This window comes from Chondromyces crocatus, assembly GCF_001189295.1.
Classification (GTDB): domain Bacteria; phylum Myxococcota_A; class Polyangia; order Polyangiales; family Polyangiaceae; genus Chondromyces; species Chondromyces crocatus.
In genome coordinates this window covers 3421408-3439316 of sequence record NZ_CP012159.1, presented here as the reverse complement: position 1 = coordinate 3439316, position 17909 = coordinate 3421408, and the positions used below count along the sequence as shown (strand labels likewise).

General features: G+C 68.3%; 13 protein-coding genes and 1 tRNA gene. 6 read left to right on the top strand and 8 right to left on the bottom strand.

Annotated elements, in window-relative coordinates:
• Positions 1-165: 165 nt before the first annotated feature.
• Positions 166-920 (top strand): IS5 family transposase gene (locus tag CMC5_RS42415; protein WP_425394823.1). Its coding sequence is split into 2 segments (ribosomal slippage): positions 166-474 and positions 477-920, totalling 753 coding nucleotides; the frame shifts between segments, so codons are not numbered across the junction.
• Positions 921-1456: 536 nt separating this feature from the next.
• Here CMC5_RS42415 and CMC5_RS12790 read toward each other — a convergent pair.
• Together CMC5_RS12790 and CMC5_RS12785 are read right to left on the bottom strand one after the other, a co-directional pair.
• A complete protein-coding gene (locus CMC5_RS12790; protein WP_156338531.1) occupies positions 1457-2743 on the bottom strand; it encodes a hypothetical protein in 1287 nt (428 codons plus the stop codon).
• A gap of 108 nt (positions 2744-2851) precedes the next feature.
• Positions 2852-5413 (bottom strand): transglycosylase SLT domain-containing protein, encoded by a 2562-nt coding sequence (locus CMC5_RS12785; RefSeq protein WP_050430672.1) that lies wholly within the window; start codon positions 5411-5413, stop codon positions 2852-2854.
• Positions 5414-5985: 572 nt separating this feature from the next.
• Between CMC5_RS12785 and CMC5_RS12780 the strand changes: the two genes are divergently transcribed.
• Both CMC5_RS12780 and CMC5_RS12775 read left to right on the top strand, forming a co-directional pair.
• Positions 5986-7185 (top strand): histone deacetylase family protein, encoded by a 1200-nt coding sequence (locus CMC5_RS12780; protein ID WP_245678420.1) that lies wholly within the window; start codon positions 5986-5988, stop codon positions 7183-7185.
• A 620-nt stretch (positions 7186-7805) separates the two neighbouring features.
• Positions 7806-7878, top strand: a tRNA-His gene (locus CMC5_RS12775).
• Between the two features lie 414 nt (positions 7879-8292).
• Here CMC5_RS12775 and CMC5_RS12770 read toward each other — a convergent pair.
• The 4 genes from CMC5_RS12770 to CMC5_RS12755 form a co-directional block, all read right to left on the bottom strand.
• A complete protein-coding gene (locus tag CMC5_RS12770) occupies positions 8293-8688 on the bottom strand; it encodes a VOC family protein (protein ID WP_050430671.1) in 396 nt (131 codons plus the stop codon).
• 50 nt (positions 8689-8738) lie between these two features.
• Positions 8739-9074 carry a hypothetical protein gene (locus tag CMC5_RS12765; RefSeq protein WP_063796266.1) on the bottom strand — a complete coding sequence of 112 codons (336 nt, stop codon included), beginning with the start codon at positions 9072-9074 and terminating at the stop codon, positions 8739-8741.
• Positions 9075-9280: 206 nt separating this feature from the next.
• A complete protein-coding gene (locus CMC5_RS12760) occupies positions 9281-10846 on the bottom strand; it encodes a M57 family metalloprotease (RefSeq protein WP_050430669.1) in 1566 nt (521 codons plus the stop codon).
• 466 nt (positions 10847-11312) lie between these two features.
• Positions 11313-12944, bottom strand: a complete 1632-nt coding sequence (locus CMC5_RS12755; RefSeq protein WP_050430668.1) for a S8 family peptidase — start codon at positions 12942-12944, stop codon at positions 11313-11315.
• Between the two features lie 481 nt (positions 12945-13425).
• On the opposite strand from CMC5_RS12755, the gene CMC5_RS12750 reads away from it, so the two are divergent.
• The 3 genes from CMC5_RS12750 to CMC5_RS12740 all read left to right on the top strand — a co-directional run bounded on the left by CMC5_RS12750 (position 13426) and on the right by CMC5_RS12740 (position 16127).
• Positions 13426-14274: a protein kinase domain-containing protein gene (locus tag CMC5_RS12750; protein ID WP_245678419.1), complete on the top strand. Its 849-nt coding sequence runs from the start codon at positions 13426-13428 to the stop codon at positions 14272-14274.
• Positions 14275-14287: 13 nt separating this feature from the next.
• Entirely contained in the window at positions 14288-15463 is a 1176-nt protein-coding gene (locus CMC5_RS12745; protein ID WP_050435868.1) for a trans-sulfuration enzyme family protein, read from the top strand.
• 79 nt (positions 15464-15542) lie between these two features.
• A complete protein-coding gene (locus CMC5_RS12740) occupies positions 15543-16127 on the top strand; it encodes a hypothetical protein (protein WP_156338530.1) in 585 nt (194 codons plus the stop codon).
• A gap of 81 nt (positions 16128-16208) precedes the next feature.
• Here the strand turns inward: CMC5_RS12740 and CMC5_RS12735 are convergent, their stop codons facing one another.
• Together CMC5_RS12735 and frr are read right to left on the bottom strand one after the other, a co-directional pair.
• Positions 16209-17123 (bottom strand): Stp1/IreP family PP2C-type Ser/Thr phosphatase, encoded by a 915-nt coding sequence (locus CMC5_RS12735; protein ID WP_245678418.1) that lies wholly within the window; start codon positions 17121-17123, stop codon positions 16209-16211.
• 137 nt (positions 17124-17260) lie between these two features.
• Positions 17261-17818: a ribosome recycling factor gene (gene frr, locus CMC5_RS12730; protein WP_050430666.1), complete on the bottom strand. Its 558-nt coding sequence runs from the start codon at positions 17816-17818 to the stop codon at positions 17261-17263.
• Positions 17819-17909: the final 91 nt, after the last annotated feature.

The following is a 17909-nucleotide window of genomic DNA, read 5'->3' as shown; positions in this document are numbered from 1 at the left end:
CAACGCATGGTGGACGCTGTACGCCTCCCTTTGGGACGAGGTGGGCCTTGCACCGTCATGAAACTCCAACCCCGGCGCCCCCTGTTCGGTTAGGGCCTGTCCCTAAATTTCCCCATCGTCAAAAACTTGGCCCACCTGCCCTGAGTGTGCTGAGGCAAGGCCACGATGGCAGTTCGACGGCAACTCAACGATCAGCAGTGGTTACGCATCGAGAGCTTCTTGGCGAGTGAGCGGGGTAGAGGGCGACCCGCACTCGACGACCGTCTCTTCGTGGATGCCGTTCTTTGGATCCTCCGCACGGGGGCCCCGTGGCGGGACCTGCCAACGGAATTCGGTCCCTGGCAAACCGTGTTCAACCGCTTCGACCGCTGGTCCAAAACCGGCAAGTGGCAACGGTTGTTCAAGGTGCTGCAGACAGACATCGACGACGAGTGGATCAGCATCGACTCGACGATCGTTCGCGCCCATCAGCACGCGGCGGGGGCAAAAGGGGGAGCCAGGGTCAGTGCATTGGGCGCTCTCGCGGAGGTCTGTCAACGAAGGTGCATTTGACCGTCGATGCCTTGGGTCTACCGCTGGACTTCATCATTACCGAAGGTCAACGTCACGACATCATCGCGGCTCCTGAACTCATCGCGCGCAGTGCGCCCCGCTGTCTCCTCGCGGACAAGGCCTACGACACCAACGACATTCGAGCCCAGCTGGACGCCCTGGGGGCCATCGCGGTCATCCCATCCAAGGTCAACCGCAAGCCACAGATCCCCCACGATCAGCACCTCTACAAGGAGCGTGCTGCCGTCGAGTGTACGTTCAACCTACTCAAGGGGGCGCGCCGACTCGCAACAAGGTACGAGAAGACGGTTCGCAACTACGCCGCGATAGTGACGCTGGCCTGCGTTCTCTGCTGGCTGCGAATTTAGGGACACGCCCTAGTTCAAGCACATTTTCATTACGCCGACCGCCCCGCCGCTGTGCCGCGACCCTGTTTACGTTTCAACGAGGTCGCGGACGCCGTGCCGCGACCTTGATCACGTTACGCCGACCTCCCCGCCGCCGTGCCGCGAGCCTGTTTACGTTTCAACGAGGTCGCGGACGCCGTGCCGCGACCTTGATCACGTTACGCCGACCTCCCGGACGCCGTGCCGCGACCCTGTTTACGTTTCAACAAGGTCGCGGACGCCGTGCCGCGACCTTGTTTACGTTTCAACAAGGTAGCGAACGCGCGACCGGCGACCTGATCACGCCGGATTGCGAGGGGATCCGGCAGTTCACGGCCTCGTGGAGGTCGGCGTGGACCAGGCACCGGAAATCCGTCCGGAGCCGGAGGCGGGGAGGCAGGTGGCCGATCTCACCCCTTTCCGAGGTGGGTCGCAGGTGGCCTATCTCACCCCTTTCCGAGGTGGGTCGCAGGTGGCCTACCTCACCCCTTTCCGAGGTGGGTCGCAGGTGGCCTACCTCACCCATCTCCGACGGCCATGCGCGCGCGAGCGAGGGTGGCTTCCTGGAGTTCTCCTTCGGCGGCCTCTTCGAGGGCGGTGCGGACCTCCTCGCTGGCACTCGTGGCGATGGCCAGGCGGAGCCGACGCGAGGTGTTGCGCTCGCGGGTGGGGGCGAGGGCCATGGCGGCGCCGATGCGCAGTTCGAGGGGAGCGCGGCCATCTTCGAGGACCTGGAGGGCACGCTCGGGGGCGAGGGTGACGGTGCGGTAGGTAGCCCCTTCGTCGGTGACGAGGCCGCGGAGGGCAGCTTGCCAGTCGGGCAAGGGGCGGCCACGACGAGCGAGCAGCTCGTCGGCGACGGGGGAGGTCTCGGACAGCGCGCGGGGCTCCTCGATGAGGTGGAGGAGGTGGGCGCATCGACGCGCGCAGAGGGCGCTGGTGAGGCTCTCGGCGGCGCGACGGAGGGCCGGGGGGGTGAGGTCGAACTCGACGTGCTCTCCGCTGGAGAGGACGAGGCGGACGCCGCGCTCGGTGGGTTCGGCGCGCTGGATGCGGGCAAAGGCGATGAAGCGCTCGCGGCCATGTCGGCGGAAGGCGAGGCCGTCGCGGCCGACGAGGAGGTCGGCGCGGCGCCTCGGAAAGCCCGTGAGCTGGGCGATGAACCAGGTGGTCACGCCGAAGAGGGCGCCGCAAGCCGTAGCGAAGGAGGTCGTGGTGCCAGGAAGCAGGTCGACGAGGAGCACCACGGCGGCGCCGTAAGCCAGGGAGAGGATCTCCCGAGCGCGGGGTGGTGCGGGGAGGTAAACGCGGGCGCGCCAGGAGGCGGTCGCACCGGCGCGGGCGACGGTGTCGAGGAGGTGAAGGGCCTCGTTGCGGCCGCGGATGGAGATGGAGAGGGTGGTGCCGAGGTCGGTGACGAGGGTGAGGATGCGGTTGCGGCGGCGCAGGTGGGCGCGCTGGATGGCAGCAACGGGGATCTCCAGGCGGCGCCCGCCGCGCTCGGCGTAGAGGGCGTCGCTGATGCGGATGGAGGCGCGGTGGCTGGCGGCGCCCCAGGCGGCCCCGATCCAGATCAGCGCCGCCGCGATGGCGAAGCCGGTGAGCAGGATGATCGAGAGGGCGAGGAGCGAGGTGAAGAGGGGCAGGTGGCGGACGATCGGGAAGCCGATGCTCACCGTCGTCAGCAGGGCGAAGGCGAAGAATGACCAGGCGGCGACCGCGCCGAAGAGGCGGGCGTCACGGTAGGCGTGGACGCGCAAGGTGCGGTCGCGGAGGGCGAGGCGGCGATTTCCAACCCTGGCCACTGCGCTCCACGTTGTACGCGTGAGGGCGAGGGCGCAAGTCCGGGCTCCGGCGTCCTGGCGAGCGACCATGTCCACGGCGCACGGCCAGCCCGCAGGGGCGCCCGGCGGTCAGTAGGCGTCGGAAGGGGCGCGGATGCCGGTGGGGATGGTGAGCGGGGCGAGGGGGACGGCGGCGTCGCCGCCAGCGAGCCACTGGTAGCGGGCGAGGTTGGCAAGGACGCGGCTGACGTAATGGCGGGTCTCGCCGAAGGGGATGCGAGCGACCCAGAGGTCGGTGTCCTGCTCGACGCCGTCGGCGAGCCAGCTCGCGACGGCCTGCGGGCCGGCGTTGTACGCGGCGGCGGCAAGGGGGAGGCTGCCGTCGAACATGCGCAGGAGCTTGGCGATGTAATAGGTGCCGAGGCGGAGGTTGATCTCGGGGCGCTCGAGGCTCCTGGGCTCGAAGGGCAGCTCCATCTCGCTGGCTGCGCGGGCGGCGGTGGTGGGCATGAGCTGCATGAGGCCGACGGCGCTGACCGGGGAGACGACGACGGGATCGAAGGCGCTTTCCTGGCGCATGAGGGCGTAGATCAAGGCGCGGGGGACGCCTTGCTCGTCTTCGAGGGTGTTGACGATGGGGAGGTACGGCTGGGGGTAGAGGCACTCCCAGGCCCAGCGCTCGGCGTCGGAGGGGGCGCGCTTCAGGGTGTCGTAAGCGACGGCGTTGACGCCGACACGGTAGCGGCGCTTGGCGCGGGTGAGCTCGCCGTAGAGGGAGCAGAGGGCTTCGCCGGAGCGGGCGCCGTACGGGGCGGAGACGGTGCGCTCGTTGTCGGCGACCCAGCGCTCGGCGTCGGCGTCGAGGCCCACGGACGTGAGGAGGGCCGCGGTGGGCGGGAGCTGGATGGCGAGGGGCGCAGGCGGGGTCGTGGTCGGCGGGGCGAGGAGCGGAGGAGGCTCGGCCCCCGCGGCAACGAGGCGGGCGCGCGCGGTGAGGGCGCCCCAGGAGAGGGGGTAGGAGCGCATGACGTCGCTCCAGAGCTGGATGGCGCCCGCGCGATCGCCGGCGCGAAGGGCAGCGAGGCCTTCGAGTTCCTTGAGGCGCGCGGTGTCGTCGACGCGGCGGGCGTTCTTGGCAAGGGTCGCGAGGCGTGTGCGGGCGCCAGCAGGATCGCCGGAGGAGATGAGGGCGAGGGCGAGGTCGTGCTCGGCGTCGTGGCGGCGGTTGCTGCGCGGGGCACGGCCGAGGAACTGGGTGTACTGCTTGGCGGCTTCGGCGTAGCGGCCGGTCTGGAGGTAGATCTGGCCGAGGAGGTAGCTGGCGTCGTCGGCCCAGGAGGTGCGGGGGAACTTGGCAACGACCTCGCGGAGGCGCGTGATGGCGTCGTTCTTCTGATCCTGCCGGAGGAAGGAGCGGGCGGCGTAGTAGAGCTGCTCGGGCTGGCGCGGGGTCGGGGAGGCGGCGGCTTCGAGGAAAGCCCGAGCGGCGGCGGCATTGTCGCGGGCCCGGTAGAGGGCGGTGGCGCGGCGGTGCTGGAGATCGGGTCGGGTCAGGGTGGCCGAGGGGCCGAGCTTGGTCAGCTCGACGACGGCTTCGGCAGGGCGGCCGCCGGCGAGCAGGGCGTCGGCGATGTCGAGCCGCTCGGCAGGGGTGAGGGGCGTGCCGAGGAGGGCGAGGGTCTCGCGGGCTTCCTGGCCCGAGGGCGTCGTGGGAGCGCTGCGTGCGATCCAGCGGAGATCGGCGAGAGCCGCAGGGGGCGCAGGCAGCTTGGCCGTGGCGGCATGGGGTCTGGGGGGTCGAGGGGTGGCCGCGGTGGGCGCCCAGGGGGCCCAGGGGGCCGCGGTGGGCGCCGAGCCAGCGGTCGCTCCCGCCGACGTTGAGGTCGCTTCAGCCGACGTCGCGGCTCCCGCGGAGGCCATGGCTCCGACGGGGCTGGAAGGGAGGGGCTCGATGCGCGGGACGGTCCGGGTGACGCGCGCTGCGGCGGGCGCGGTGAGGATCGGGCCGGTGCCGCGCGGCTTCTGGGGGCGCGGCGCGGCGGCCAGGCGGAAGACATGGGCACGCGCGAGGCGGGCGACGGCTTCGTCGTTCTTGTTCTTGCTGCGCTGGGCCGCGGCGACGGCACGGTTGGCGAAGGCGAGCGCCTGGGGGATGTCGCCAGCGCGGGCGTAGGCCTCGGCGGCGCGGGGGAGGTCGCGAGGAGATTTCGAGCTGGCGAAGTACGCCGCGGCCTCGGCGTGAGGGCCTGCTTCGAATGCGGCCTCGGCGCGGTGGCGGGCGATGTCCGCGGCGAGCAAGGGCAGTTCGGCCTCGAGGGCGTGGAGCAGGGAGACGGCCAGCTCGGGGTCGTCGAGCGCGAGGGCGACGCGAGCGCGGGCGTAGCGGACTTCGGGACGCGCGCGATCGGCTTCGGGGAGCGTGTCGAGCTGCTCGGCGGCCTCCGCGAAGCGGTCGAGGCGCATGGCGTCGACCCAGGAAGGGGTCGGTGCGCGGGAGGCAGGAGGCGTGAGGGCCACGGCAGCGGCGAGCAGAGGCGGCGTGCCCTGCGGTCCCGCGGAGGGAGCCGTCATGGGTACGTTGGCGGTGCTCTGGGCCGGCGGAGGACCCGCAGCGCGCTGCTCGGCACATCCGGAGGCGGTGGCGCCCAGCGCGAGGAGACCCAGGAGAGCTGCGGTGAGCGCCGTTCGCATGATGGACCGCTCCGTCCCAGTAGCTAGCAAGGCCCATGGGGGGGCGGCAAGAAAGGCGCTCCTCCGCGTCGTCGGTCGGGGCGTCGGATGAGCACCGTACGGCCGGCGCGGAAAGGCCGTGAAGGCCACGAGAGCCGTGAAAGCCGCAAAGGCCACGAGGGCGGCGACGATGGTTGGATCACGAACCGTGGCGCGCGTGGCGTCCGGGATCGTTGGTGAGCCGTCCTTCGGTGCTCCATCGTTTGTCGAGGGCAGGGCGGCGCACGCCGAGGCCATCGACCGCACGCGGAGTTCGGTGCCGGGGGTCACAAGCGCACACCAGGACCCCGTACCGCGAGCGCGCTTTCCATGGCCGGGTCCGGGTCCGGGGCAGCCGTGGAGGGCCAGCCGTCGATGCCAGAGTCGTCACGCCCGTTCGGGCCAGTCCAGGGATGGCTGTCAGCATGTCGAGGGCGGCTCCGCGGGAAAAGTCGCGTGGAGCGCGCGTCGACGATCGTGCGGAGGGGACATGTCTCCGGCGTTGCCAGGAACCTCCGTCGGCGCTACGCGAGAAGGATGGATCCGGTGAGCCTTTGAGCTCCGCTTCGTCCGACACTGCCGAGCACCCTGAAGAGGCGACGCGGGCGTTCTCCGAGCCCCGCAGCGCGCGCGTGCCGTCGCCCCACGGCGCCGTGCACATGGTGGACGACCCGCTGTTCGACGAGCATCAGGCGCGCGGTCACCACCCCGAGCGCCCCGAACGCCTCGCGGCCGCGCGTCGGGCCGTCGAACGCTGCGTGGACGAGGGGCTACGCCCCCTGATGCTCACGCCCCGGGACGCGACGGACGAGGAGATCTTGCGCGCGCACGAGCCAGCCTACCTGAAGACGCTGCAGGAGCTGGAGGGTCAGTGGACGATGCTCGACGCGGACACCTACCTGTCCCCGGTGTCGCTCTCCGCGTCGCGCCGGGCCGCTGGAGGTGCGCTGTCGCTGGTGGACGCGCTGCTCGATCAGCCATCGCCCAGTGCAGCAGGTGCCAGCTCGCCCAGCGTCGGGTTCGCGCTCCTGCGTCCGCCGGGACACCACGCCACGCGGCGGGTGGGGATGGGGTTCTGCCTGCTGGACAACGTGGCCATCGCGGCCTACGGGGCGCTGCAACGGGGCCTCCAGCGCGTGGCCATCGTCGACTGGGACGTGCACCACGGCAACGGGACCCAGGACATCTTCTGGCAGGATCCACGGGTCCTGTTCATCTCCCTGCACCAGTGGCCGTTCTACCCGGGCACCGGGATGACGACGGAGGTGGGCGAGGGCGAGGGCCGCGGCTACACGGTGAACGTGCCGCTGTCGGAAGGCGCCAACGACGCGGTGTACTGCGCCGCGTTCGATCAGATCGTGCTGCCCGTGCTGGCGGAATATGCACCGGAGCTGATCCTGGTGTCGGCCGGGTACGACGCACATGAGCGGGATCCGCTGGCCTCCATGCGGGTGACGGCCTCGGGGTACGGGTCGATGACGAAGAAGCTCCGCGCGGCCGCCCGGACCAGCGCAGAGGGGCGCCTCGGGCTGATCCTGGAGGGCGGGTACAGCTTGACCGCGCTGGAGACGTCGGTCGCGGCGACGCTGCGCGCGCTCACCGCAGACGCGCCCGAGGTGGCCGGCGGCGACGGAGATGGCGCCGGGCGCGACGAGAGCGAGGACGTGGAGCTGCACGGGCCCGTGTCGCCACGGCATCAGTCGGAGATCGATCGGGCGCGGCGCCACGCGCAGCGACACTGGCCGAACCTCTGACGGCTCCCGAGGGAAAGCTCTCCCCTCGCACGCCAGAGTGCCTGGCACTCCCTCGCCAGGATGCTCGCCAGAACGCTCCCCCTCCCTGTCGCGGCGCCTTCGCGCCCTTCCCTGCCAGCGAGAGGGGATTCACTCCCCTCCCCCACCGACTCGGCTCAGACCTGACACACCGCTCTCGCCTGGCATCCTGCGCGGCCCTGGGACACCGCTCCCCCCCGGTATCCTGCGCGGCCCTGGGACACCGCCCTGGCATCCTGCGCTGCCCCGAGGCGCCACTCCCGCCCGGTATCCCGACGCTGCTCTGGGACCACCGCCCTGGCATCCTGCGCTGCCCCGAGGCGCCACTGGCTGCCCTGAGGCGCCACTGGCTGCCCTGGGGTGCCACTCGACGCTTGTCGCTAGCGGCTGCATTGCCAGAAGTCGTTCTGTGGTGTCTTTTCCGGACGGCTCGTGGAGTTGCAGGGGCTGGAGCAACGAGGAGACGGGGGTCGCTCGATCCTGTGAGCTTCACCTCATCCAGGCAGGGTGCTCGAGGATGTCGTCCAGATGCGATCAACGGGATTGCACTCCGAGGCGTTCTGAGTATGCTCTCCGCCCCGTCGCCCCAAAGGCAACACTCGGTGGGTATAGCTCAGGTGGTAGAGCACTGGATTGTGGCTCCAGTTGTCGCGGGTTCGAGTCCCGTTACTCACCCTAATCTTCTTTGATTCGGTAACAAGTCGCACGCGAAGCCTGTCTCGGCAGGTCGGATCGAACATCTCGGTGCACTGTACGTAGTGCCAGGCGCAACGAGAACGCTCACAGGGATGAACCGGTGAGACCAGCGACGTGATGCGCCGCGGCGGTGCGACGTTCTCACGCGCGCGGTGCGACGACCTGCCCTGCGGGGCAGTTGGGCGACTGTGAGCGCGGGCACGGGAGCGCTGAGCAAGCAAGCTGCCGTGCTTTATCGTCGGTCGACCTCTCTCCGGCCCGGCGAGGGCTCCTCGGTCGGCTCTCCGAGGCGTGGAGCGCTCACGATGCCCTCCAGCTCGGGACTGCGGCCTGGAGCGCCTCAGCCGAAATGACAGACGGTCTGGGTGTCTCGTTGCTGCGACCGGGAGCGCCTCAGCCGAAATGACAGACGGCCTCGATGTTGTGACCGTCGGGATCCAGGATGAACGCGCCGTAGTAGCCAGGGTGATACTGCGCGCGGATTCCAGGGGCGCCGTTGTCTTTGCCGCCGGCTTCGAGGGCGGCACGGTAGAAGGCATCCACCTCTTCGCAGGTCTCGGCGCTGAAGCACACGTGGACGGGCGTGATGGTCGCGAGGTGCTCTGCCGTCTGGAAGGCCCCAGGGCCCTCGGCAATCCAGAACTCCGGCTTGCCGCGACCGAAGCCCGCGAAGGCGCCGTGCACGAGGTGGAGCTTGATCCCGAGCACCGCCAGGACCTTTTCGTAGAACTTCGTGGATGCAGCGCGGTCGCGCACGTTGATGGTGATGTGATCGATGGTCGCGGCCATGGTGCCTCCCTCGTGGGCTCGGTGCGCGCCAGGCGGGGTGGGCCAGCTCGTCAGCCGCTGCGCCGGCGTGTACCGCGGGCCTTCGTTACCCGCATTCGCACCTTGCCGCCAGGGTCCTGCTTGGCGATGAACTCGACCATCTTGCGGAATCCCTCGTGCGAGAGCAGCGCCTCGGCCGTGTTGTAGGTGCTCTCGAGTTCCTTGTTCGTGAAGGTGGCGTGAATCCCGCGGTGACAGTCGGCACAGAGGGTCTCGGTGACCCGCCCCCCACGTGACTTGGGCACGAGGTGGTGGTCCGATGGGTGATGGTTCGGCCGCTGGCAGAGCGGGCAGGGCTCTGGCTGTTCGGGCGGAGACTTCACGATGGCCATTCGAGCACAGGCCATCCCGGATGGCAGCTCGCCACAGCGGGGGGTGGTTGCCAGCGGCGTGAGGGGTTCGAGGGAGGGACGGAGAGCGCCGCACTGGCCGCTGCGAGGTGGACTCGCAGCGGAGATCATGCAGACAGCGCCGTGAAGGGAGGGAGGGAGCGGCCGGAGCCGCTCGCGCTACGAGAGATGGGCGAGAGCGGGAGCGGCCGAAGCCGCTGGTGTCACGGCGAGGTGTGGGTCAGCGCGACGGAGTAGGACCCCGAGGTGTAGCCGTTCACCATGACGTACGCCTGGGTCTGCCCCGCGGGAACGGTCAGGTTGCAGCTCTCGGAAGCACCCGAGAGGTACGGGCGGCAGGCGTAGGAGCTGAGGCTCGGCTGGGCGCCGAACTGCACGTAGAGGTCGGGATCGCCGCTGCCCGTCATGGCAGCCGTGAACGGCGTCCCGGGGATCACGGCGTAGGGACCGTGATGCGCGTTGGCGCCCGCCGCGACGGAGCCACTCACCGAGACGTTCCGCACCGTGCCGCCGCCACTCGCGGGAGGCGTGTAGGTGGCGGCGATGTTGAACGTGCCAGAGGTGTATCCATTCACCCCGATGAACGCCTTCGTCGTCCCCGAGGGAACGGTCAGCGTGCAGGTCTCCGAAGCGCCGGCCGCGTAGGGACGGCAATTGTAGGCGCTGAGGGTGGGCGCCGCATCGAAGCGCACGTACAGGTCGGGATCGCCCGTGCCCGTCATCACCGCGGAGAACGTCGTCCCCGCAGTCACGTCGAAGGAGCCCACCTGCACGAACTGGTTGGTCGACACGCTGCCGGACACGTTCTGCGTCGTGGAGCCACCGCTGCCGCCGGAGCCACCGCTGCCGCCGGAGCCGCCGCTGCCGCCGGAGCCACCGCTGCCGCCGGAGCCACCGCTGCCGCCAGAGCCGCCGCTGCCGGGCTGGCCGTAGAGCAGTGCCGCCCCCTGAGCATCCCGCTGGGTGAGCGTCAGCGACCAGTCACCCGTACCATTGCACTGCGGGTAGTGCATGACGGACGCAGCGTCATAGGTCGTGAGCTCGCGCCAGTTCGAATCTTCGTAGCAGCCCGTCGAGGAGAGGCGGGTGTGCTCGTGCCGGAAGCCGAGCACGTGGCCGAGCTCGTGCCGGAGAATGCCCGTCAGGGTGAGCGGAGGGCTGGTGGAGAAGGAAGAGCTGTCGATGAGCACGTTGCTGACCGAGCGCGAGTCGCCGGGGAAGAAGGCGCGAGCGAGGTACTGACCGCCGGCATTGACGGGTCGAACGTCGAACACGACGCCCGACTGGGACGCGGTGCAGTTGCTGTTCAGGTTGCTGAGGTAGACGAACTTGACGTTCGCGACCGCTTCCCACGCCGCCGCCGCCGAGGCCATGGCCTGCACGACGGTGTTGTGGTTGTTGTTGAAGGTCGTGCTCACGCAATAGGTGATGTTCACCTTCTGCGTGTCGTTCCACTTCGCGTCGGCGCTGCCCCGCCTGTGGACGATCAGTGCCCCTTCACGAACGTGGCTCTCCCAGTACTCCCGGAGCAGCTTGATGTCCGCGATCGGCTCGTCGCCATTGACGATGTAAACACCGGAATCTTTCTCCCGGTATACGCTCGCTTCGAACTCTTCGAAGGACATCAGATTGGTGCCGACCTCGTCGACCCCATCTCCCTCGTCAACGCTGTCGGCGACACAGCCGACACCTGTCATGGACAGGCCGCCAAAAGCCAAGGCAATCCCGAGGACAAGTCCGCTGTTCTTCTTCGTACCCACAGGGATCATGCACGCGACTCCTTCCGCACGCTCAGCCGATGCACCAGCGCCATCCACGCGCGAAGCGCCGTGGTGCGAGGTTGCGGGATAGCGATTTACTTGATCTGTTCGAGGATTGATAGATCGATAAAGATACCAAGTGACGAATCCGGACTGTCTCCTTCAAATTTGCGATCGCACAGCACGGATCGAGGAAAACTGTCATGCAGTTCGGCTCAATGGCGTTTTGCGGCAATCTCCGGCCAGACCAGCTCGCCGAGGGATCGAGCGATGGGGTCATCGGGCCATGACGACCGAAAAACTTCGATGTGAAAAGCTGGAGAGGTGGCGGCGAACCGAAAGGTTGTCGTTCGGCCGCTCGGTCCCGTGACGCTCGACGCGAGTCATCGCGCGGGAGGCACGAAAAAGAGACCGTCAGCAGGGGCCTGGCATTGCGCGCTGGCCCGTTCCTCGGTTTCCCGACGAAGAAGCGGGATTATTCGAGATTGGCGGCGAGCGATACGCCGGAAAAGGCGCCGTAGGCCCTGATAGAGACGTGATACATCCCCTCGGCCGGATTGTTCGAGGTGCAAGTTTCCACATTGCCGAGCAAGTACGGTCGGCAATCGTAGCTCGTGACCGTGGGCTGGGCCCCGCGCTTCACGTAGAGATCGGCGTCACCCACACCTCCGGACATCTGAAATCGGACACGCGCTGCGCCGGCGGGTACCGGGAAGGTATGGTGTATCCAGGCGCCCACGGGAGCGCTCAGGCCGGTCAGGGGGACGCCACTCCGCAGGCTACCGGACGGGGACGGGGACGGGGACGGCGGAGGTCCGGCTGTCTCGATCCCCACATAGAGCAACCGGTTGGGCGAGCCGGTCCCAGCTCCCGTGATCTTGTCGACCGTGGCGGCCTGGACGAGGGCGTCCCGGACCTCCTGAGGCGAGGCGCTCGGATGGCTGGAGAGATAGCGCGCTGCGGCACCGGCCACGTGGGGGCTGGCCATCGAGGTGCCACTGAGCGTCTTCGTCGCCGTGTTGCTGGTGTACCAGGCCGACACGATGTTGGTGCCCGGCGCGAAGATGTCCAGACATTGCCCGAGATTGCTGAACGAGGAGCGCCCGTCCGTGTTGGTGGTTGAGCCCACCGTGATTGCGGAAGGCGTCCTCGCCGGGGAGGAGTCGCACGCACTCTTGTTGTCATTGCCAGCGGAGATGGCGAAGGTGACGCCAGCGCTGATCGCGCTCGCCACGGCGTCGTCGAGGGCTTGCGAGACGCCGCCGCCGAGGCTGAGGTTCGCCACCGCGGGCTTCACGTGATTGAGGCGGACCCAATCGATGCCGGCGATGACGTCGGCGTTCGAGCCCGAGCCATTGCAGTTGAGGACCCGCACGCCGTGAATGGTGGCCCCGGGCGCGACGCCGTGGGTCTTGCCGGCGAGGGAGGCTGCGACGTGGGTGCCGTGGCCGTGGCAATCGACCGGGGTGTCGTCGCCGTCCACGAGATCGCGGCCAGGGCCGACTCGACCGGCCAGCTCATTGTGGGTCGCGCGGATGCCGGTATCGATGACGTAGGTATGGACGTCGCGGCCGTCGGCGTGGCCGGGTGTGTAGACGTCATCGAGCGGCAGGCTGCGCTGGTCGATGCGATCGATGCCCCAGGCGAGGGTCGTCTGCATCACCTGGTCCTGCTCCACGAACTCCACGGCGGGATCGTCGGCGAGCTGAAGCGCCTCGGCCTCGGTCATGTCGGCGGCGAAGCCGTTCAGTGCGCTCTCGTAGACGTGGCGGAGCGCCGCTTTGGGGAGCCCCACCCGGGCGACCATGCCCTCGGCGAGCCGGCGGCGCCGCTCTGCCACCATGACCTTCCCCGGGTCGTCCTGCTGGACGGCGTTCTCCGCCAGCCGGACGATGTAGGTCCCCTTGATGAGGCCGAGATCGGTGAGGGGGATGCGCAGCTTGGCCCTCGTGGGCGCGTCATCGTGCCGGGCCTCGGCGAGTAGACCGTCGAGCTCTCGCTCGTCCGCGCCGTCCGCGTCCGGCGAATCAGAGATGCATCCCACCGTCGTCAGTATGAAGAATGGCGCAATCGTGGTTTTGTAGATGAACTTCCATACCTGGCTCATTCTTTCGGTCTCCTTCTTCAGCTGCCACGAGACCGTGATGGTCTATCGACGTGGGCGCACGCCTCCGTCTTCGGTCGTGCATCACCGCCACGATCTCCGGCCCCTAAAGCCAATGATAAGGTCAAGAACACAGCAAGTCCAGGAGGGCCGTTCGTCGATTCGTTGCAATGAAACGGATTCCTGAGCGAAGCGCTTCTTTGGCCACGATCCTGCGCCTCCAGGCGAATGTGAATTCAATGAACTCATGACATGGACGCCTGACACGCTTCGATTGACCGGGGCGGGGTGGATCGAGCGCATTCGGGGCGCGTCGGGTCACGCCATCCCAGCCAGGGCGAGCAGGCCCTGCCTCGAGCATCGTGCCACGGCCGCGGGTGGTGCGGGTCGCGCTCCGGACGGGCGATGCTCGGAGGCGCGGTCTTCGCTATCCTGGCGGCCCGTCATCGCCATCGACACGCCCGCCGAGGAGCAGCCTGCAATCATGTATCCCGCGCCGGAAGGCACCGCGCTGTTCGAGCACCTGGGTGCTGGGAGCGTATTCGACGTCGCCCTGGTCCAGCACGGCGGGCGCCTCCTCGTCTGCAAGCGGCTGAACTCGCGCGCGCTGCGGGAGCCCGCAGGCAGAGCGGCGCTCGTGAGGGAAGCCAGGGTCCTCTCGCTGGTGAGGCACCCGGCGCTCCCGGAGCTCACCCGGGTCGGCTCCGATGGGCACGGCCCTTTCATCCTCCAGACGCGCCAGCCCGGCGTGTCGATCCGCTCCGTCCTGGAGGGCTGGCAGGCGCGAGGCAGGCGTCCGCCGCGCGCGCTGGTGAACCACGTGGTGCGCACGGCGCTCGAGGTCCTCGCGGAAATCCAGGCGCTGTGCAGGGTCGATGGGGGTGGCCCGCTCGGGCTGATCCATGGAGACATCACGCCGGATCACGTGCTGCTGGGTCCCATCGGTGACGTGCGTTTCGTCGATCTCGGCGCAGCGCGGTTCGAGGGGATGCCCGCCGATCTCGCGACGGACGACCGAGGCACGCTCCCCTTCGTGGCGCCCGAGGTGGCGAGGGGAGAGTCGGCGCCCACCCAGGCCGCCGATCTGTACTCGCTCGCCGCCGCACTGGCCTGGTTCACGACAGGTGAAGCGCTCACGCGGGCGCGCGAGGAGGCAGCCGCGCTGGCAGAGATCGGGGAGCACGGTCTCCTGCTCGATCCGCTCAAAGACGACACCACGCTGGCAGCGGGCGCACGCGACGTTCTCTTGCGAGCGCTCGCCCGCGATCCCGATGAGCGGCCATGCGCTCGTGCGCTGCTCGACGCGCTGGACGACGAAGGGAACGAGCGGTGATAAGGTGGCCGCGATGAAGCCGGACCGGAGCTATCAAGGACTCTCTCTCGACACCCTCGCCGTTCACGCTGGCCAGCCTCCGGATCCGACCAGCGGCGCCGTGATGACGCCCATCGTGCTCGCCAGCACCTTCGCCCAGGAGCGGCCCGGCCAGCACAAGGGATTCGAATACTCACGCAGTGGAAACCCGACCCGGAAGGCGCTGGAGGACTGCCTCGCGACCATCGAGGGCGGCAAGCACGGGCTGGCGTTTTCGAGCGGCAGCTCTGCCACGGCGGTGCTTCTGCATACGCTCCGACCAGGTGACCACGTCCTCGCGGGTGACGATCTCTATGGCGGGACGTTCCGCCTCCTGGACAAGGTCATGCGGCCGATGGGCATCGGCTCGTCCTTCCTCGATTTGCACGATCTCGATCGCGTGCGGGCCGCCATCACGCCGGCGACGCGGATGATCTGCCTCGAGACGCCCACCAACCCGATGCTCAAGGTGTTCGATGTCGCAGCGCTCGCCACCATCGCGCGGGAGCGAGGGGTGACCCTGGTCGTGGACAACACGTTCGCGACACCCGTGCTGCAGCGGCCTCTGGAGCTCGGGGCCCACGTGGTGCTGCATTCGACCACCAAGTACTTGAACGGCCACTCCGATGTGGTCGGCGGCGCCCTGATCACCTCGGACGGGGCGCTGGCCGAGCGGCTCGCGTTCTTGCAGAACGCCCTTGGTGCCGTCCCCAGCCCCTTCGATTGCTACCTGGTGCTCCGGGGGCTGAAGACGCTGGGCGTTCGGGTGCGGGCGCAGTGCGCGACGGCCACGACGATCGCGACACGCCTGGAGCAGCACCCCGCCGTGGAGCGCGTTTACTATCCGGGGCTCGCGTCCCACCCCGATCGGGCGCTGATCGACCGTCAGATGAAGGGGCCTGGCGCGATGATTTCCCTCGTCCTGCGCGGGGGATTGCCGGCAGCGACGGCCTTCCTGGAGGGACTTCAGATCTTCTCCTGCGCCGAGAGCCTGGGGGGCGTGGAGTCGCTCGCAGAGCACCCGGCGATCATGACCCACGCGTCGGTGCCCGAAGCGTCACGCTCGGCGCTGGGTATCTCCGATGGGCTGGTTCGGCTCTCGGTCGGGCTGGAGGCCGAGGCCGATCTGTGGGGCGATATCGAGCAGGCTCTCGCCCGCGCCACCCGGTAGGGTTTGCTCGGCCAGACCCGAGTGCGCTACAAGCTGGAGGCGGCGTGTCTGTGCCGCCCTTGGCATCTTGGAGCGCGTCATGAGCTTGCCCCGCATCGCTCTCATCCCCGTCTTCGGAATCGCCTCGCTCTTCGCCTACGGGTGCAGTGATCCGCCTCCGCCGACGCCCAGGGGGGGCTTCGACGTCCAGTGGCTCGATAGCCCGCCCGCGGAGTGTCAGCTCAACACGCACCGGGCGCAGGTCGGCTCACCCACCGCGACGGATCCGGGGGAAAAAATCTCCGACGGACAGAATGGCGCCTCGGTGGAATGCACCGTCTCCGGCTCGGGCACCTACCTGGTCAAGGGGCGCATCCAGCAGGATCTGAACATTCTCGCCGTCACCGTCTCGTCGCTCTCTTCGAGCGCATCGCGCGCCGCCCCGGCGAAGGGCAGCGTCACCTTCCGTTCCAAGGAACTCCAGGCAGGCAGCGTCAACTCGGACGCCGATGAGCCGTGCGACTTCTGGTTCCCGGACGAGCGTCCCGACGACCAGCGCGTCAGCGGTGGCAAGGCCTGGCTCGTGTTCTCGTGCCCGAAGATGAACCACCTTCAGGGCAGCGTCTGCGCGCTCGGAGAGAGCTACGTGCTCTTCGAGAACTGCGATCTGGGAGAGGAAGAGTGACGCGCTGAGCGCGACAGACCGCGAGCGCTGCGCTCTCGAGCGTCGAGCGCAGCGGCCTGGTCGGTCAGCGCTGGGGGGGACTCAGGACTCGTCGGGGGGAGACTGTCGCGTCGGGGCGGCGATGGGCGCCGTGGGCGTGACCTGTTCGCTTGCCGCCTGCAAGTCCGAGGCATGAATCGCGACGCCCTCGGGCTCCGTGGGAGCATCCAGAGGATCCGGAAGGGCACCCTCTTCCTGGAAGCGAATCGCCAGGACGGTGATGTTGTCGTCACCTCCATGCTCGTTCGCGCGCGTGACGAGCCGGCGACAGATCTCGGACACGTCTCCTGTCGACTGGACCGTTTCGAGGATCTGCTCGTCCGCGAGCATGCCGCTCAGCCCGTCCGAGCAAAGCAGGAAGACGTCACCGATCTGGGGATCGTCGCTCATCAGGTCGACGACCACATTGTCCTGCATGCCCAGCGCGCGGGTGATGACGTTGCGGGGCAGCTCGGCCCGTTGCTCCTCGGTGAGGTCGGGCATGGCGGCGATGTAGTCGTTGAACAGGGAGTGATCCCTGGTGAGCTGCTCGATCAGTCCACCGCGTACGCGGTACGCGCGGCTGTCTCCGACATGCCCGACGTAGAGGCGGTTCTTCTTTCGAGAGAAGAGCGCGCCGACGACCGTCGTCCCCATGCCAGCGCAGTCGCGTGAGCGCAGGCTCCGCTCGAAGATCTGCCGGTTTGCGACCCGGATCCCCGCGACCAGCCGGTTTTCCTCTTCAGACAGGCTCGTGTCGAAGTGGAAGGGCCAGGTCGCGTCCTCGCGGGCGGTGGTCCGGAAGAAGTCGGCGATCGACTCGGTGGCCATCCGGCTGGCAACGTCTCCAGCGCGATGTCCTCCCATGCCATCGGCAACGATGAAGAGATCATACTCGGACAGCACGGCATAGCTGTCCTCGTTGTGATCCCGCTGGAGGCCGACGTCGGTCAGCCCTGAAGCGACAGCACGTAGCACCTCGTGATTCCTCGGGATGTCTCCGGGTCGGAGGGTCGGGACGACGTTTCGTTTCATGTGTCCGGATATGTGTCAGGCCGCTGCCATCAGCTTCCGTGGGGGGTTGCCCCAGGAACTGAAGCATGCAGCACGGCCGTTCACACCTCCAGGATCTCCTTTTCCTTGGAGGCGATGATGGCGTCCACCTGCTTGATGGACTCGGCGATCACCTCTTCCACCTTTTTTCTGGCGCGCTCTGCCTCGTCGCCGCTCACCTCACCGTCCTTGTCGAGCGTGTCGATCATCTCGTTCGCGTCACGGCGGTTCTTGCGAACGGCGACCTTGCACTCCTCACCGTTGCGCTTGGTGAGCTTGACCATCTCCTTGCGCCGCTCTTCCGTCAGCGCCGGGATGGGGATGCGGATGAACTCGCCGTCGACCTGAGGGTTCAACCCGAGATCGCCCTCCCGGATGGCCTTCTCCACGAACTTGGTCTGGCCTTTTTCCCAGGGCTTGACGGTGATCAGGCGAGGCTCCGGGACGGCAACGGTCGCCATCTGGGTGAGTGGTGTCGGCACGCCGTAATAGTCCACCCGGATGCTGTCGAGCATGCCGGCGTGGGCGCGCCCCGTCCGTACTTTCGATAGATCGCGGCGGAGCGCCTCGATGGCTTTTTCGTTCGCGCCGCGCAGATCCTTGATGACGTCCTCGAGCATGATCCCCGTTTCCTTTGCGGTGGAGCTCACCGAGCCCCGCCCACCTCCCAGGCAGGTGCGGAGCTTACCGCGGATTTCTGGACCGGCGTAG

What these genes read in the sequence shown, in the direction of transcription:
- CMC5_RS12785 (WP_050430672.1), bottom strand. Translation starts at nt 5,413, where the DNA reads ATGCGAACGGCGCTCACCGCAGCTCTCCTGGGTCTCCTCGCGCTGGGC.
- CMC5_RS12770 (WP_050430671.1), bottom strand. Translation starts at nt 8,688, where the DNA reads ATGGCCGCGACCATCGATCACATCACCATCAACGTGCGCGACCGCGCT.
- CMC5_RS12765 (WP_063796266.1), bottom strand. Translation starts at nt 9,074, where the DNA reads ATGGCCTGTGCTCGAATGGCCATCGTGAAGTCTCCGCCCGAACAGCCA.
- CMC5_RS12760 (WP_050430669.1), bottom strand. Translation starts at nt 10,846, where the DNA reads ATGATCCCTGTGGGTACGAAGAAGAACAGCGGACTTGTCCTCGGGATT.
- CMC5_RS12755 (WP_050430668.1), bottom strand. Translation starts at nt 12,944, where the DNA reads ATGAGCCAGGTATGGAAGTTCATCTACAAAACCACGATTGCGCCATTC.
- CMC5_RS12750 (WP_245678419.1), top strand. Translation starts at nt 13,426, where the DNA reads ATGTATCCCGCGCCGGAAGGCACCGCGCTGTTCGAGCACCTGGGTGCT.
- CMC5_RS12745 (WP_050435868.1), top strand. Translation starts at nt 14,288, where the DNA reads ATGAAGCCGGACCGGAGCTATCAAGGACTCTCTCTCGACACCCTCGCC.
- CMC5_RS12740 (WP_156338530.1), top strand. Translation starts at nt 15,543, where the DNA reads ATGAGCTTGCCCCGCATCGCTCTCATCCCCGTCTTCGGAATCGCCTCG.
- frr (WP_050430666.1), bottom strand. Translation starts at nt 17,818, where the DNA reads ATGCTCGAGGACGTCATCAAGGATCTGCGCGGCGCGAACGAAAAAGCC.